The sequence below is a fragment of the Rossellomorea sedimentorum genome (assembly GCF_046237645.1).
GTDB lineage: Bacteria > Bacillota > Bacilli > Bacillales > Bacillaceae_B > Rossellomorea > Rossellomorea sedimentorum.
Genome location: NZ_CP143546.1, coordinates 1,876,794 through 1,893,331 on the forward strand (window position 1 = coordinate 1,876,794; position 16,538 = coordinate 1,893,331).

15 protein-coding genes are annotated in these 16,538 nt (G+C 40.4%); 13 read left to right on the forward strand and 2 right to left on the reverse strand.

Features of this window, described 5'->3' with window-relative positions:
* Nucleotides 1-94 precede the first annotated feature (94 nt).
* The 4 genes from V1502_RS09175 (at nt 95) to V1502_RS09190 (ending at nt 5,076) form a co-directional block, all read left to right on the forward strand.
* Nucleotides 95-571 (forward strand): PH domain-containing protein, encoded by a 477-nt coding sequence (locus V1502_RS09175; protein WP_409254050.1) that lies wholly within the window; start codon nt 95-97, stop codon nt 569-571.
* Nucleotides 572-1,297: 726 nt separating this feature from the next.
* Entirely contained in the window at nt 1,298-2,452 is a 1,155-nt protein-coding gene (locus tag V1502_RS09180) for a CdaR family transcriptional regulator (protein WP_409254051.1), read from the forward strand.
* Between the two features lie 126 nt (nt 2,453-2,578).
* Nucleotides 2,579-3,718, forward strand: coding sequence for a glycerate kinase (locus tag V1502_RS09185; protein ID WP_409254052.1), 1,140 nt, complete (start codon nt 2,579-2,581; stop codon nt 3,716-3,718).
* A 14-nt stretch (nt 3,719-3,732) separates the two neighbouring features.
* A complete protein-coding gene (locus V1502_RS09190; RefSeq protein ID WP_409254314.1) occupies nt 3,733-5,076 on the forward strand; it encodes a GntP family permease in 1,344 nt (447 codons plus the stop codon).
* Between the two features lie 137 nt (nt 5,077-5,213).
* Here the strand turns inward: V1502_RS09190 and V1502_RS09195 are convergent, their stop codons facing one another.
* Entirely contained in the window at nt 5,214-5,936 is a 723-nt protein-coding gene (locus V1502_RS09195) for a GDSL-type esterase/lipase family protein (RefSeq protein WP_409254053.1), read from the reverse strand.
* Between the two features lie 414 nt (nt 5,937-6,350).
* On the opposite strand from V1502_RS09195, the gene V1502_RS09200 reads away from it, so the two are divergent.
* Entirely contained in the window at nt 6,351-7,715 is a 1,365-nt protein-coding gene (locus V1502_RS09200) for an MATE family efflux transporter (protein WP_409254054.1), read from the forward strand.
* A 241-nt stretch (nt 7,716-7,956) separates the two neighbouring features.
* Here V1502_RS09200 and V1502_RS09205 read toward each other — a convergent pair whose 3' ends face one another.
* Nucleotides 7,957-8,793, reverse strand: a complete 837-nt coding sequence (locus V1502_RS09205; protein ID WP_409254055.1) for a cupredoxin domain-containing protein — start codon at nt 8,791-8,793, stop codon at nt 7,957-7,959.
* 284 nt (nt 8,794-9,077) lie between these two features.
* On the opposite strand from V1502_RS09205, the gene V1502_RS09210 reads away from it, so the two are divergent.
* The 8 genes from V1502_RS09210 (at nt 9,078) to V1502_RS09245 (ending at nt 16,523) form a co-directional block, all read left to right on the forward strand.
* Nucleotides 9,078-9,827 (forward strand): PIG-L deacetylase family protein, encoded by a 750-nt coding sequence (locus V1502_RS09210; protein ID WP_409254056.1) that lies wholly within the window; start codon nt 9,078-9,080, stop codon nt 9,825-9,827.
* Between the two features lie 19 nt (nt 9,828-9,846).
* Nucleotides 9,847-11,628, forward strand: coding sequence for an ABC transporter substrate-binding protein (locus V1502_RS09215; RefSeq protein WP_409254057.1), 1,782 nt, complete (start codon nt 9,847-9,849; stop codon nt 11,626-11,628).
* Nucleotides 11,629-11,700: 72 nt separating this feature from the next.
* Complete coding sequence (locus V1502_RS09220; protein WP_409254058.1) at nt 11,701-12,678, forward strand: ABC transporter permease; 978 nt, start codon at nt 11,701-11,703, stop codon at nt 12,676-12,678.
* A complete protein-coding gene (locus tag V1502_RS09225; RefSeq protein ID WP_409254059.1) occupies nt 12,671-13,528 on the forward strand; it encodes an ABC transporter permease in 858 nt (285 codons plus the stop codon). Before V1502_RS09220 ends, V1502_RS09225 begins: the two co-directional genes overlap by 8 nt.
* 4 nt (nt 13,529-13,532) lie before the next feature.
* A complete protein-coding gene (locus V1502_RS09230; protein ID WP_409254060.1) occupies nt 13,533-14,507 on the forward strand; it encodes an ABC transporter ATP-binding protein in 975 nt (324 codons plus the stop codon).
* The gene (locus V1502_RS09235) at nt 14,500-15,504 is read left to right on the forward strand and encodes an ABC transporter ATP-binding protein (RefSeq protein WP_409254061.1); all 1,005 of its coding nucleotides are present in this window, start codon (nt 14,500-14,502) and stop codon (nt 15,502-15,504) included. The genes V1502_RS09230 and V1502_RS09235 overlap by 8 nt, the downstream gene beginning before the upstream one ends.
* Before the next feature lie 21 nt (nt 15,505-15,525).
* Nucleotides 15,526-16,143 carry a nitrite reductase gene (locus tag V1502_RS09240; RefSeq protein WP_409254062.1) on the forward strand — a complete coding sequence of 206 codons (618 nt, stop codon included), beginning with the start codon at nt 15,526-15,528 and terminating at the stop codon, nt 16,141-16,143.
* Between the two features lie 44 nt (nt 16,144-16,187).
* Nucleotides 16,188-16,523 (forward strand): metal-sensitive transcriptional regulator, encoded by a 336-nt coding sequence (locus tag V1502_RS09245; protein ID WP_409254063.1) that lies wholly within the window; start codon nt 16,188-16,190, stop codon nt 16,521-16,523.
* The last annotated feature ends 15 nt before the right edge of the window (nt 16,524-16,538 follow it).

Sequence of the window (16,538 nt, forward strand, 5' to 3'; positions counted from 1 at the left end):
CTGGAGGGCAAAGTCGCCCTTCAGCTTTTTTATTGAAACTTCTCAATACACTTAGACGTATGTATACTAGGCAGAATGAGGAGGAGAAAGAGCATTGAGATTTTATTCTAAAAAAGGGATCATTTTGTTTCCAATACTACTTTTTGTATTATTATTTACTCTCTTATCGGTGATGGTACAGTTTGTTAATGTGGACTTTCTGACAGCATTACTGGGTGAACAAGATACAGAAAACCCCTTGACCGGCGTCATCATTCCATTGGCAGCAGCTTCGCTGATTGTGTGGCTTATCATTGCGACTTATTATGAGATAAACGGGAAGATGTTGAAGGTAGTGGCAGGTCCCATTCGCTATACCATCGAAATTGACCGTATCAAATCAGTCCGGCCAAGCAGGAATCCACTCTCAAGTCCCGCTTTGTCTTTGGACAGACTGGAGATTATCTACAGTAAACCAACAGGTAAAGTAGAAACCCGGTTCAGCTGGAAAACCATATTAATTTCACCTAAGAATAAACAGAAATTTATTGAGGAATTGTTAAAAATAAATCCAAATATAGATGTTAAGTGATCGTTACTGTAAATATATTATGTAAACAACTTGGAAAGTACCTATTTGCTAGGGGCTTTACTCACTATTTTACATAATTATGAATGTATGAGAGAGTGAGTGAAGACTGAAAGAGACTATATTTAGATTTTAGTATTTTCCGCCTTTAATAAGAGTGTTTCTTGAGGATGATACTTATGAATTTTGAGCGATCATCGTCCTTTAGAGCGTTTTCAGAGGACGATAATATATAACTTGAGTATGTAAAGTCCTTTAAAACCCATTTAGGGGACGATAATTTTGTAATCTGGAAATTAACGTCCTCAAGAATCTTTTTAATGGACGATAATTTAAAAGTTGAGTAACTAAAGTCCTTTAAAGCCCTTGTAGAGGACGATAATTTTAAAATTAGGAAATTAGGGTCCTTAAGAGTCTCTTTAAAGGATGATAATTTAAAATTCGAGTAACTAAAGTCCTTTAAAACTTCCCTAGAGGCATTTGATTCTTAATCCCTTAAGCCAACCTTCACTTTTAAACAATTTAACTTTTGTTCCTACTCTACCTTAACCCAGTTTTAATACAGGTCCGCTAACCCTCTCAATCTTATAAAGGAATATCCTCTTATAGTGTCGAATTAGTAATAGAATTGTCTAAAAGTTAAAGGCAGCATTTCCTTTAAATATAGGGGTATACAGACGCCAAGGATTTCACAAAAATTGCATCAAATCTGAGTTAGGGAGTATCACCATGAGGATTACAAAAGAGATCGCTATTCCAATTATTCAAAAGTTGACGAATTCCATGAACTACAATATCAATATTATGGATGATCAAGGAGTGATTATTGCCAGCTCTGACCCAAAGCGGGTCGATTCCATACATGAAGGCGCAATAGAAGTACAGAAATGGAAGAAACCTATAATTATTGAATCCGAAGAAAGTTCGCGTTTTCTAGGGGCAAGAGAAGGGGTTAACCTGCCCATCGAATTTCTGAATGAAATTATAGGCACAGTGGGGATAACCGGAAAGCCAGAACAGGTGTTGGAACTGGCTCAAATGACAAAAATAACAGTCGAATTGATGCTTCAACAGGCCTATTTGCAGCAACAAGCCCAGTTTGAACAACAACAGCTTCACTCCTGGATGATGGAACTTATGAATCCAGATAGTTTTGATGAGAAAAAATTAGCAAACCATGCGAAGCACTTTCTTAAACTTGATCTCGAAAAAGTGTTCGCCGTGATTCTTGTAGAAGTTCCAGCATTGTCCTCGTTAGACCCTTTGAAGGACTTAATGAAAAGGAATCGATTATGGAATGAAATCAACGAAAACATTAAACTCTATTTACAAGAGACGGCCTTTATGGACATAACACATGAGGGGTTAATTATCATCGGTGTTGAATTACCACCATATAAATCACAAGTTCAATTGATAGAGGCGTTTTTTAATAAGTTAATGAAAAGAAATAAAAAGCTTTATGCAGAAACCAGGATAGCAGCTGGAGGGCGCTATTCATTCGTCAGCGGCATCAGAAAGTCTTATTTCGAAGCCAGTCAAAGTCTTAATTTAATGAAAAAGTTCATGGAATACAAGAATATTAGTCACATCGATGAATGGGGGTTAATAAAGCTGTTGGATGAGGTTCCAGTTTCTTTCCGGCGAGGATTCATGGAACAGTACGACATAGAAAAGCTGCCTCCTGAACTGTTTAATACATTACAGGCATTATTTGATAGTGACCATAATCTTACACTGACAGCGAAAAACCTTCATATTCATCGGAATACATTAGCTTATAGACTTGAAAGCATCCATCAAATCATGAATCTCAATCCTAAGTCAATGAATGACTTGGTTATATTAAAGATATTATTGCTATTAAAGCAACTTGAAAAGTAATCTCCACTAGTGCATTTGCACAATCAACCTGAACATTGGAAGGGATAACTTTGTTATTCATTCCAATGTTTTTGTTTTTAAAATATTATAAATTTTAAATAAGTTCTGAAAGAAAAGGTGTTGTGTATGAAAATCGTAATTGCACCAGATTCATTCAAAGGCAGCTTAACAGCGTTGGAAGTGGGAACAACCATCCAAAAAGCATTCCTGTCTGTTTTGCCAAGCGCCGAAGTGGAAGTCGTACCAATGGCGGATGGCGGAGAAGGAACCTTGGACACCCTTTTATTTGCCACAAAAGGTAAGCGCTTTCAAACAACTGTCATGGGACCTCTCGGAACAAATGTAGAAGTTGAATACGGTCTCCTTGGAGATGAAGAAACAGTGATCATTGAAATGGCGCAGGTTTCTGGTCTTCCAATGGTGCCGGAAGAGAAGCGAAATCCTATGAACACAACGTCATATGGGATAGGGGAGGTAATAAAGGAAGCAATTCAGTACGGGTATCAAAAATTTATTATTGGACTCGGAGGAAGCGCTACCAATGATGGCGGGCTGGGAATGCTGCAAGCGTTGGGTGTCACTTTCCTTGATGGTGATAGCAAGGTGGTTCCCCCGGTCGGTTCCTCTGTAGAGAAGGTCGAGCAGGTTGATTTTTCTACTATGGATAGCAGGGTGAAGGGATGTTCCTTCCAAATTGCGAGTGATGTAGAAAATCCGCTGTGTGGAGAAAACGGAGCATCAACTGTATTCGGGCCTCAAAAGGGTGCAGACCCTGAAATGGTAAAGCGGCTCGACGCTGCGCTATCTAAGTTTGCTGGATTGATAGAGAATCATCTTAATGTGAAGTTGATGGAACAAGAGGGTGCTGGTGCAGCAGGCGGATTGGGATTCGCCTTCCTAGCCATAGGCGGTGAAATGATTTCAGGATCTGAGCTGATTGCAGAAGCAGCACACCTTAAAGAAAAAATGGTGAACGCAGACTTTGTCATAACCGGGGAAGGACAAAGTGATTTTCAAACACTGTTTGGCAAGGTGCCAGGCTACGTTGGGAAACTGGCTGCTGAACACGATGTAAAAGCCCTCTTAATCTCAGGGGGACTCGGAAAAGGGTACGAGGAATTATATCAGTATTTTATCAGTTGTGATTCAATTGCCACCGGACCTATGTCTTTAAATGAGTGCCTGGACAACGCTGAGTCACTTCTTTATAAGAAGGCAGTCAATGCAGCCAGAACTATTCAATTTTTATATCAAAGGGGGAAATAAAAATGGGGGGACCATTGTTATTTTTAATCATTTTTCTTGGTGTAGCCTTTATCGTTTTTGCAACGGCTAAGCTTAAGCTGCATCCGTTCTTATCTTTATTATTTGCAGCATTTTTGGTTGGTCTGCTTGCTGGCCTGCCGTTAAATTCAATTGTTGAAGCCGTTAATGGCGGTTTCGGCGGATTGATGGGTTATATCGGAATTGTCATCGTAGCTGGTACAATCATCGGGACTATATTAGAAAGATCAGGGGCTGCGCTTCGGATGGCTGAAGTGGTACTTCGTCTTGTCGGGGAAAAGCGCCCGCAGTTGGCGATGTCCTTAATTGGAGCCATTGTCAGTATTCCAGTTTTCTGTGATTCTGGTTATGTCATTCTCTCAAGCTTGAAAAAAGCATTAGCCAAAAGGGCAAAAGTGGCGGTGGCGTCAATGGCGGTCGCTTTGGCGACAGGTCTTTACGCAACTCATACACTTGTCCCGCCAACACCTGGTCCGATTGCAGCTGCTGGTAATATTGGGGCCAGCGACTATCTGGGAACGATCATTTTAGTCGGTATAGTAGTGGCGATTCCTACTATTCTGGCAGGCTACTTCTGGGCCATGACTGTAGGAACGAAAATCGAGGTTAAAGAAGATGGACCGTTGGAACTGAATTATGATGATATTGTAAAGTCTTTCGGGGAACTGCCATCCACAACTAAATCATTTGCACCGATTGTATTGCCAATCTTGTTAATCGGAATCGGATCTGTCGTTAAGTTCCTTCAGTGGGAAGGCACATTTGCTGAGATCTTCATCTTTTTAGGTTCACCTCTCGTTGCACTTCTGGTCGGGGTAATCGCTTCTTTCTTCTTAATGCCTAAACTTGATGAAGAAACCCTGACAGGATGGGTGGGCGATGGAATAAAGGATGCTGCCACAATCCTGTTGATTACTGGTGCCGGCGGTGCGTTTGGTTCTGTGATCAAAGCAACACCAGTTGCAGATTTAATTCAAGGCTTTGCAGATGGCGGGCTTTTGAGCGGAGTATTCCTATTAGTCATCCCATTTGTAATAGCTGCTGCGTTGAAGACTGCGCAAGGTTCATCAACAGCTGCATTGGTCGTTACGTCTACACTTGTAGCTCCTCTACTCCCGCAAATGGGGATTGAAGGTGCCCTGCCATTAGCCTTGGTTGTCATGGCTATTGGTGCAGGAGCAATGGCAGTGAGCCATGTTAATGATAGTTATTTCTGGGTAGTAAAAGAATTCAGTGGAATGAAAATTACCGATGCTTACAAAGCGCAAACCATGGCCACTTTAATTCAGGGATTGGTTGCGATTGTGACAACGATGATTTTGTGGGTTATATTTGTTTAAAGCGTGGAAGGCTTCCTTTTTGGGAGCCTTTTTTTGAGGTCTAAGTTAAGTTTTTGACTTTGAAATAGGGTGAAAAATAACGAGACATCAGAAGGCGTCCTTGAAATAGCCTTCTGATGTCTGGATATAAATAATTATTATTTATTCGATTTATCTATGTGTTTCCAGAATTCCTTCGCAATAACCTGATACCCTTCAAGGCTCAAATGAATATCAGTGGGATTGGGAATGAAAGTGGTGGCGTCTTTTGCAATTGCATCGGCTGTAGGCACAAAAACATCGCCATTTGCGATTGACGCTGTTTCTATGGTTGTGTTTAAAATGTCTAATAACGGTAGGAGTTCAACTTGCTGTGTTTCTGGAAGATGAGGGAAGGGGTTGTAGTACCCCATGACATATACATCCACATCTGGATTCAAGGCATCAATGGTTTGTAAGATAATAGTTAAGTTTTTGCGAACCGTTCCAACCGATGCTGCTGCATAATGAGGTCCTGATTGAAGTGCATGCAGAACATCGTTGGCCCCGATATTAATCGTTATCATTTCTGCTTCCATAAGCATAGATTCAACCTGTTGATTATATAAAACATCATCTAACAATTGACTTGAGGTATATCCTGAAACACCTAACTTGTCAAACTTCACTTCATACTGGGATTGAACCATGCGATCCTTTAAGTAGTCAGCGTACCCTGAATCAAATTTTTTATCAGGTGTTTGCCCGGCAGCGAGTGAATCCCCAAGGCTGACATAGTCAACATCCACTTTTTTCGCTGATTTAGCATGACCAAGCGAAGGAGTAGAGAGTGCCACTGCACCAATTATCAAGATGCTTGATAGCTTTTTAAATAGTTTCATAATTTAATTCCCCCTATTAATAACTTACTTTGTGCTACTAATAATACATATGATAAAAATATCAATTTAGAAGAATAACTCGTTCCAAACAGGTTGCTGGTTAATAGTTTGCTGTCAGGTTGTTCCGTTGTCCGTTTAAACGTAAAACTCAAAAAGAGAAAGCATACATACTTTTATAAGATAGATAACAGTATCAGATATTTAGCCATGAGTTTTGGTGTAAAGAATAGTACTTGAAGAACATCGACTTTCTTAGGGAAGGAAGCGTTAATAGTTAGGAGATCTCTCAAATGGATTTACATATATTTGAGAAATAAGCATTAAAGCCAGAATATTGTTGACATTAAAGCAATAAAAGTTAATTATAAAATAAATACCAATATACCCTACCATAGTATGGTAAAAAAGAAGGGAGTGCTTTCAATCCAAAACCTTGATTTATCAAATAAAAAGATGACCCTAGCGATTTTAGCTCTAGCCCTTCCGGCAGTGGTCGATAACTTTTTTCAGACAATACTTGGTTTTGTGGATACTTACTTTGTTGCGCAGCTTGGCTTGGAAGAGGTTGCAGCGGTAGGGGTGGCGAATACTTTATTGGCCATCTATATTGCAGTATTTATGTCTCTCGGAGTTTCTGTAAATGTCTATGTAGCGAAGTATTTAGGATCAGGTAATAAGGAGAAATCACGGGATGTTGCAGGTCAATCAATTATTCTTTCTGTAACGTTAGGGCTTTTTCTTGGTATAACTACTCTGTTGTTTGCTGAACCCTTATTAAAAATGATGGGCCTTCAGGGAGAGGTTCTTAAAAAAGGAGTTTTATATTTTAGGATTGTTGGAATTCCATCTCTCCTAATTTCTTTGATGTTTAGTATAAATAGTATTTTGAGAGGGATGAAAGATACAAAAACCCCCATGGTTGTCAGTATTGTAATCAATTTGTTAAACATTTTACTTGATTACATATTGATTTTTGGTCTGTTTTTTATCCCGGCATTTGGTTTGGAAGGAGCCGCATGGGCTACGGTTATATCGAGATTAACAGGTGTTATATTATTGACTTACTTCCTGAATAAAAAAAGGTTTATTCACAAGCGGTCTCTACTGAGGTGGGATTCCTCACTTCAAAGATTACTGCTTCGGTTAGCCACTCCTGCAATGGGAGAAAGGCTGGCCATGAGGCTTGGTCAGGTACTTTATTTCGGGTTGATAGTGTATATGGGAACTCAGTTATTTGCTGCCCATCAGATAGCTGGTAATATTGAAGTATTTTCTTATATGATCGGTTACGGCTTTGCAACAGCGGCGACGACATTAGTAAGTGATTACTTGGGTGCCCGGGAATATGAGCTTGCAAAAAAGGCAGCGGAGTATTGCGTTTATCTAGGAGTAATATTCATGTCTGTATTTGGGATATTTTTATTCTTTGGGGGAGAATGGATTGGTTCATTCTTCACTGATGAGGAAGCAGCAATTAAAAATATCGGCATAGCCTTAAAGGTGGATGCTTTTATACAGCCCTTATTAGCAGTTGTGCTCATCATGACGGGGGTTTATCAGGGAGCAGAAAATGCCAAATCACCACTCTATTTGACTATGATTGGTATATGGATTATTCGTACGATAGGAGTATATCTGCTTGGTGTATATTTCGGGTGGGGTATCTTGGGGATTTGGATAGCAATAGGATTGGATAATGCTTTCCGGGCGATATTTTTATATAAAGGATACCGGAATGGAAAATGGTTAAGTAGTTTAAAAAGTGCTTCGGAAGCATAATAATAGGCTGCATTCGTATGGATTGCTGGTTTTGGAAAATCCAACTTGCCGGATTTTTCCCTGTGGTAAGGGATTTCTTCTCTGTAAAGGGTGAATAGCCTTTGGTTTCTTCCTTCCCAAGATAATTCCTGTGAACTCTAGCTTTGATTCTTGAACTTTAATATTAAATAGCAATAAAGTATTAAAAAGAGACTAACAAAGAACCCAAGACACCAAACGAGGCGGCTCTTGGGTTTTTCCCTTATTGGACAATTAATGTACCAGTCATGCCGTTTTCTTTATGGCCTGGTATTGTACAGTAAAATACATATACACCTTTTTCGGCTGGAAGAAAATCTTGTTGACTGGAGGAATTGGCTTCTGCATGAAGATGGAACGACCCTTGGGAGGTATGATGACCATGACCCTGGCCTGCAGCAGTTGTCTTAGTCTTAATTTCTATATCGTGGTCGACATTATCTTGGTTTTGAAACACAAATTTTACAGCGGTGTCTTTGGAAATCGTTACGATAGAAGGCTGGTACCGCATATCAGATGCAATGATTTTTATGGTCTGTTTCTCTTCTGGTTTCTTGGTATTGTTATGATGATGTTGGGGGGCTGATTCATGATGATTTTCATCGGCAGGAGCCTTTAGGTTCTGCAAGGGAGCAGAACTAAACAGTTTCTCACTGAAAACGAAAATCGCTCCTATTACTAAAAATGCTGCCAGGGGTTTGAATAGCCATCCCTTTGAGGCTAAAGACTCTGCAGGCTTGGTTTGCGGCAATATAAAATAAAGGAACACAGAAATAACTGAAAGAAGCAGCAGAAATTTAATAATCATAATCGATTCACTAGTAGAAATCATTTCCCCTAACATAGCCCCCATCATACCACCCATTAATCCAGACATCAGACCTTCAATGGAAGATAGTGTGCTATGTATGATGCCAATCAGGAAGCCAATAACTGCTCCTGCTCCAATTGAAAATAAAGTGGAAGTGTATAGGTCCCCTTGGTATAAAGCCCCAAGCATCACTCCCAATGTCAAACCTATACTCATCCCGGAATACATTGAGATGATCATGAATGACATGGAATGTAATCTTTCTTTAAATATCTTCCCCAATACGATACATAACAAAATTATTAATAAGAGAGTTATTGAAACAAATATTTGATAGGGTTCTATTTTTATCGCCTCCTTGTTTGCTTCCATGATATGTAGGGAGCAGACAGGCCATGCCAAAAAAATTGTATAAATATTATTTTTTAAAAATTCAGTATTTACAAAACATTCAATCTATTTGTATAATAGGACACAACCTCAAATATACTATAGAGGGGTATTGTATTACACAAAGTTAAGGAGGAATTTAGATGACAAAAGGCCAAAAAGTTTTATTTCTGGGTGTATACGGCATGGAGGTGGTTGAGTGCGGAGGAGCACTGGCGAAGAACGTAGCAAACGGCGGTGAATCACATGCAGCAATCATGCTTTGTCGTGAAACAAGTCAGCCTCAGGTAAGAAAAGCCGGGGAGGAACTTGGCGTCAATGTTTCATTCTTTGATTTTCAATACGGAACGGTCGACCTGAGTACAGAGTCGAAGCTGAAGTTGATTAAAGTCATTAGAGAGGTAAAACCAGATATCATTATCACCCAGGACCCAGAACATTCCTTCCACGACCTTGACCCGGACCGCCGCCCTGCAATGACCCTGCTATTAGAGTCGATTGCCTTATCCAGCAGAGACTTTGGCATAGAAGAACTTCCAGGATTAGAACCGCACCCAATACCTACCATATACTACATGACCCCTCATCATCCTAACACCGTCGTCGATATTTCATCAGTATGGGAAAAGAAAGAAAAGGCAATGAGTGTATTAGAAAGTCAAATGGAATTCAGCGGAATGCATTTTGATGCGATGCTGGATCCGGCAGCTGCAGAAATTATTGCTCCAGGTTTTTCGAAGTTAACTAATAACTATGATAAAGGGCGTGCTATCCATAAAGCACTGGATAAAGCAGTTCATGTTTACCACGGTTTAGCCACCCACGGTCACTTTGCTTTAGCGGAAGCCTATAGGAGAGAAGGCAATTTCCATCTACAGGAGTTAATAAAATAATATGAAAAGGGGAAAAAGTATGAAAAAACCTCTATTTTTAATTGCAGTCGCACTGCTGCTTGTGATTTCAAGTCTTACACCGGCATTTGCTGAGCCTCAAACCAAATCATTGAAAGTCGGTATTGCCAAAGATGAAAGTGGACTTAATCCCTATACTTATGTAACTGGCTACCCAGGCCTCGACTTGGTGAACCTCCTTTATGATAACTTATTTGTTCTTGATGAAAACAACCAGCCTCAGCCCTGGCTGGTCAAAGAATACCAGGTTAGTGAAGACGGGTTGACCTATGATTTTACACTTCATGAAGATATTAAATGGCATGATGGCGAACCTCTAACAGCAGAAGATGTAAAATTCACAATGGAATACTTTATCGAACACCCTAAGTCCCGCTTCACGAATCCTCTAAAAAGCATTGTGTCTATCGAACAACCAGACGAAACCACTTTAACACTTACCCTTTCAGAAAGAGATCCCAACTTCATGATTCAGCCTCTATCAGACCTGCCAATTCTGCCAAAACATATCTGGAGCCAAATCAATAACCCTGATGAAGAGATGAATGCGGTTGGAAGCGGGCCTTACACCTTGGAAGAACATAAATCAAGCCAATATTACAAAATGAAAGCATTTAAAGAATATTTTAAAGGGGAGCCTCCAATTGAAGAAATCGTCTTTCCGATCATCGAAGATTCAACAGCTATGCTAAATGCCCTTCAAGCTGGTGAAATTGATGCCATGTCCTCAAGCATCTCACCTGAACTAGTGGAACAATTTTCAACAAATAGCTCTTTAAAGGTGGTCCGCGGACCTGGTTACAGTACGACACTTTTCCAAATCAATGCAGAAAAATATCCAATGACAGAATCGGCTTTCAGGCAAGCTGTAAATTATGCGGTAGATAAACAAAATCTTGTTGAAACATTATTGTTAGGATATGGGGAAGTAGGAAGTCCAGGCTTCATCCACCCATCCTCTACATTCTATAACTCTAATGTAAAACCTGTATATGATCCGGAAAAGGCAAAGCAAATATTGGAAGAAGCAGGGTTTAAAGATTTGGATGGAGATGGTTTCAGAGAGGATCCAAAAGGCGAAAAAATCAGCCTGACTACTTTGGTTCATGCAAACAACCCTATCAGAATCCGAACAGCTGAGCTGGTTTCTAAAGCAATTAACGAAATTGGCATTAAAAATGAAGTCAAGCCTATGGACGACACAACTGTCGTGTCACTAATGTGGCCGGACTTTGATGTTACAAAGGGCCGTGATTATGATATGGGGGTATGGGGATGGTCAAGTACGATGCAATTATTCCCTGACCGGATGGTAGAATTATTCCACTCTGACCTGACCATTGGTTCTGTTAACATCGGTGCCTACCAGAATGAAGAGTTTGATCAGTTAGCTGAACAATTAGCTTCTACTTTTGACGAAGAGGAAAGAACGAATGTCATCCATGACATGCAAACTTTGGTGGCAGAAGATTCACCTTTTGTTACTTTATATTATCAGGAAATTGTTAATGCCTATAATCCATCTGTTTATGATGGGTACGTATTCCAAGCAGGAAAAGGGATTATCAATAAACTATCATTTGTAGCCGGTGAAAAATCGGAAATCAAAACCTCTGAACAAAAAGAAACAGCTTCTGAGGGTGTTGCAAGCGAAACGACTTCTTCAGGTGGATCCAATAATACTCTGCTCATCCTTGGAGGATTTATTATCCTGGTGATTGCAGGAATATTCTTCATCAAACGAAAAGGGAGAGGCAAGCCGAAAGATGATTTTGACTTTTAAGTAAAAAGGGAGGTCTGATTCCCTGCTTTAATCAGACCTCTTTCGATTTAATCTCATAGTGGAGGTGTGAAGATGGGAAAGTTCATAGCTGGGAAGTTTGTTCAATATGCTGTTGTCATTATCTTAATGCTTACTCTCAATTTTCTTCTTCCTCGTCTAATGCCAGGTAACCCATTGGTTTTCCTTGCGGGTGAGGATGTGGGGTTTATGTCAAGCAGTGAAAAAGAAGCAATATTGGATGAACACGGGTTGAACGATCCGCTTATTGTTCAATATGGAACGTATATCAAGAATATTGCTACTGGAAACTTTGGTTTTTCTTATCAGCAAAAAAGGCCGATTTCAGAACTTTTGATGGAAAGGCTGCCATGGACTCTGCTGCTTACTGGACTTGGATTGGTCATATCAACGTTCATAGGAGTTATGTTTGGAGCCATATCGGCATGGAGGCGGGGTACCAAGACCGATGCAAATCTGCTTACAGTCTTTATGTTCCTTAGTGCCATGCCATCCTTCTGGGTAGGTATGATTTTGGTTTCAATCTTTTCTGCACAACTCGGTTTGTTCCCTGTATTCGGGGCGGAAAGCGCCTGGTCAAATCTCTCAGGATTTGATCGTTTTGTAGATATCATGAAACATTTAGCATTGCCATTGACTACTTTGGTATTAATTTCGGTAACCAGCACTTTTATGATCATGCGCTACTCTATGTTAAATGTATTAGGTGAAGATTATATCATGATGGCTAAAGCAAAAGGGGTAAAAGAAAAGGTCATAAAGTATAAACATGCAATGAGAAATGCGTTATTGCCTGTTGCGACCGTCTTTATGCTTAGCTTAGGGTTCATGCTGGGCGGAGCTACTGTCATCGAAACGGTGTTTGCTTACCCTGGCGTAGGCAGATTGATGTTCGAATCTGTACTGAGCAGAGACTATCCTTTGATTCAGGCGACTTTCTTGATCATTACCTTCAGTGTGGTCCTGGCAAACTTGTTTGCAGACTTGATATATCCTCTACTGGATCCGAAAGTGGGGAAGAACAATGGATAAACAAAAATTGAAATATTACTGGTCGACCCTCACTTCAAACAATCTAGGAATGTTAGGTATAGGAATATTATTAATGTTCCTGCTTATTGCCGTTTTTGCACCTGTCATTGCCCCCTACGACCCAAGCGTCAGGGTTGGAGGACCCTTTATAAAACCAAATAGTGATTTCCTGCTCGGTACCAATGATGTCGGTCAGGATATATTCAGTGAATTAATATATGGGACCAGGGTTTCCTTATTAATAGGTGTTGTAGCAGCATTGATCTCTATTGTCATTGGATGCCTTGTAGGAGTCATTGCAGGATATTATGGCGGGAAAATAGATTCCCTATTAATGAGATTCGTTGATTTGATCCTCGTGATACCGTTCCTGCCGCTGATGATTTTATTAGCCGCATTCATAGGGCCGAGCTTTTGGAATATCATTCTTGTCATCAGCTTGATCTCTTGGGCCAGTCCTGCCAGAGTAATAAGGTCCCAGGTCTTAACATTAAAAACAAAAGGATATGTAGAAGCAGCAAAGTCTATAGGTACCAGTATCCGTGTAGTCCTGACAAAACATATTTTACCCGGAGTCATTCCTATCGCTTTATCACAGTTTGTCCTTGCAGCAAGCCATTCTATATTAATAGAAGCTTCCTTGAGCTTTTTAGGGTTAGGTGACCCCTTTGCCAAAAGCTGGGGTACGATATTGTATTATGCCCAAGCAAGAGGGGCGTTCTTATCAGATGCCTGGTTATGGTGGATACTCCCTCCTGGATTGCTGATCACCACGCTTGTCATCGGGTTTGCATTTACGGGGTATTCACTGGAAGAGATCCTGAATCCCCGTTTAAGGAAGGAGCGGTAAATCAATGAATACCTTATTATCAGTTGAGAATCTGTCAACCTACTTCAAGACAGAAAAAGGAGTAGCAAAAGCAGTGGAAAACGTTTCTTTCTCGGTGAATAAAGGAGAGATGCTGGGTATCATTGGAGAATCGGGCTGCGGGAAAACGACTGTAGCTCAGTCGATTCTCCGCTTGATAGAGTATCCGGGAAAAGTGGTTTCTGGGGAAGTCCAATTGAATGGAAAAGATATTATGAAACTTTCAGACTCTGAACTTACGGATTTAAGGTGGAAGGAGCTTTCTGTGATTCCGCAGAGTGCAATGAATGCACTTAATCCGGTCTATACCGTTGGTGAACAAATAATGGAAGCAATATTTCTTCATGAAGATGTAAGTAAAAAAGAAGCGGAAACCCGGGTGAAAAAATTATTAGAACTGGTTGGGATAGATGGAGAAAGATGGAAGAGTTATCCTCATGAGTTCAGCGGTGGAATGAAGCAGCGGGTGGCAATAGCGATGGCCCTTGCCTGCAATCCTAAATTGGTAATCTCCGATGAATCAACAACTGGCCTGGATGTCTTGACACAGGCTCAAGTCATAGCCCTGATAAAGGACCTGCAAAGGAAATTGGACCTTTCCGTTATACTCATCTCACATGATCTTCCTATGGTGACAGCAATTTGCGACAGAATCGTTATAATGTATGCAGGGAAAATAGTAGAGTGGGCTTCGACTGAGGAGATACTAAAGGATCCCAGGCATCCCTATTCTTCAGCATTACTGAAAGCCACTCCAGACCTCGCAAATCCTGACAAGGAGGTAATTTCCATTCCCGGCAGTGTCCCTAACCTGGTGACGCCGCCAAAAGGATGCCGATTCGAAACAAGGTGCCCATATGCAATGGAACGATGCAAAACAGAAACTCCTGAACTAAAAGAAGTTAAAAAAGGTCATTATACGGCCTGCTTTCTGGAAGAGGAGGAGAGTAAGAGTGGATAATTCCGTATTATTCAGCATTAAAAATTTACAAAAGACATTCATTAAAAAAACCGGTCCGATATTTAAGCGGAGAAGGAAAGAAGTGTATGCTGTCAATAACATCAACCTGGATATCAAACGTGGAGAGATACTGGGTATTATAGGTGAAAGCGGCTGCGGAAAAACCACTACAGCCAGAATGATCATGAGATTAATGAAGGAAAGTTCAGGAGAGATTGAATTCGATGGCGAAAATCTATGTAATTTAAATGAGAGTGAAACGAACAAAATCAGAAAAAAAATGCAAATGATCTTTCAGGATCCCTATGATACCTTAAATCCCGGCATGCGAATCCTTGATATATTAATGGAACCGATAAATGCCCATGAAAAGCATCTTTCCTATTCGGAGAAGGTAGAGAAAGTAAAAGAGGCAATAGAGTCGATTGAATTAAAGCCTGCAGAAGATTTTATGTATCGCTATCCCCACCAATTAAGTGGAGGTCAAAGACAGCGGATCGCGATTGCCAGGGCAGTCATTCTGAAACCGACATTCATTGCAGCGGATGAACCGACTTCCATGCTCGATGTATCTGTTAGAGCAGGGATTTTAAATTTACTATTGGACTTGAGAAAGAAGATGGGCTTGACGATTATGTTCATTACACATGATTTAACGACTGCCAGTTACATGTGTGACAGGATTGCCGTTATGTACCAAGGGAAGGTGGTAGAGATCGGCCCCACTAAAAAAATCATTCAATCTCCTTCTCATCCATACACAAAGGCCCTGGTTTCTGTCGTAAAAGATTTGAATTACTTTATAGAGCACCGGAACCAAATTATCCTCGATGGAGAAGTAGATGCGACCCAAGAAATGAAAGGCTGTCCTTTTGTACATCGGTGCCCTCACCAAGAAGCAAAATGCCATGAAGTCGTTCCGCGATTAGAACCATTGGGAATGGACCATGAAGTTTCTTGTCACTGTCATGAAGAGTTGCTAGAGAAAACATCTTAGTGAGGAGAGGGTGAGTTATTTTTGCCGGTTGAGAAAATAAAAGTAGCGGTGAACGGGGGAATTGGGTTCGGCGCTAAATTGACAAGTAAACAGCTGATGATTATAGCAAATCGTATTGAAGATGTAGAACTGGAATTAACGACGTTTCAACAATTATATGTGGAAATACCCAAAGATGATGCAGAAGAGGCAATCAAAGAATTTGAAGAAGCAGGACTGCGGTGTTATCCAGTAGGAAACGTAGTAAAAAGCCTGCGAACATGTAACTTCTGTAAAGGAGAATTGGCAGAAGGTATGCCCGTCGCAAAAGAAGTCAATGAGCGGAATGCTGGTAAGGAAGTACCTTTTACTGTGAAAATGGCGTACACAGGCTGCCCGGTTGGCTGCGGTGAGCCACTGGTCAATGATATCGGCATTATGAAAATCAAGGATAAGTACAATCTTTATGTAGGAGGAAAATCAAAAGGAAAGGACGCTGAAACCGGCACCTTGCTTTTCGAAAACTTGGAGCCAGAAGAACTTTACCTCTATATAGACAGGTTTCTTGCTAAATATCAGGAATTGGGCAGAAAACGAGAAGGAGTTGCAAAGTTTCTAAAGAGAATCGGCTTTGATGAAATCAAGCAATCGATTATGTGAGGCGATATGTAATACCGTAAAAATCGTTTGAGAGGAGGCACAACATGTCAGTAAATCCCGAGAATAGTAAAGCGGATAGTTGTTGTGCAACGGATGAAGATCGAAAAAGCCACCATTCAGATAAAGTGAAAAGTAATCTGGTTGTAAGGTTGAATCGGATAGAAGGGCAAATAAGAGGAATTAAAGGGCTCATTGAAAGGGATACCTATTGTGATGATGTTATTTCACAAATATCGGCAACGCAATCGGCTCTTAACAGTGTAGCAAAAATTTTACTTGAAGGTCATATGAAAACCTGTGTACTGGAAAGGATTCAGGCGGGAGATGTTGAAGTATTCGATGAAGTGCTGGTTTCCATTCAAAAACTTATGAAGAAATAAATTATAAGGAGAGGA

Bases quoted from the DNA above. Each gene is read 5' to 3' on its own strand.
- V1502_RS09185 (WP_409254052.1), top strand. From the start codon at position 2,579: ATGAAAATCGTAATTGCACCAGATTCATTCAAAGGCAGCTTAACAGCG.
- V1502_RS09180 (WP_409254051.1), top strand. From the start codon at position 1,298: ATGAGGATTACAAAAGAGATCGCTATTCCAATTATTCAAAAGTTGACG.
- V1502_RS09225 (WP_409254059.1), top strand. From the start codon at position 12,671: ATGGATAAACAAAAATTGAAATATTACTGGTCGACCCTCACTTCAAAC.
- V1502_RS09205 (WP_409254055.1), bottom strand. From the start codon at position 8,793: ATGTCATTCATGATCATCTCAATGTATTCCGGGATGAGTATAGGTTTG.
- V1502_RS09195 (WP_409254053.1), bottom strand. From the start codon at position 5,936: ATGAAACTATTTAAAAAGCTATCAAGCATCTTGATAATTGGTGCAGTG.
- V1502_RS09210 (WP_409254056.1), top strand. From the start codon at position 9,078: ATGACAAAAGGCCAAAAAGTTTTATTTCTGGGTGTATACGGCATGGAG.
- V1502_RS09220 (WP_409254058.1), top strand. From the start codon at position 11,701: ATGGGAAAGTTCATAGCTGGGAAGTTTGTTCAATATGCTGTTGTCATT.
- V1502_RS09215 (WP_409254057.1), top strand. From the start codon at position 9,847: ATGAAAAAACCTCTATTTTTAATTGCAGTCGCACTGCTGCTTGTGATT.
- V1502_RS09230 (WP_409254060.1), top strand. From the start codon at position 13,533: ATGAATACCTTATTATCAGTTGAGAATCTGTCAACCTACTTCAAGACA.
- V1502_RS09245 (WP_409254063.1), top strand. From the start codon at position 16,188: ATGTCAGTAAATCCCGAGAATAGTAAAGCGGATAGTTGTTGTGCAACG.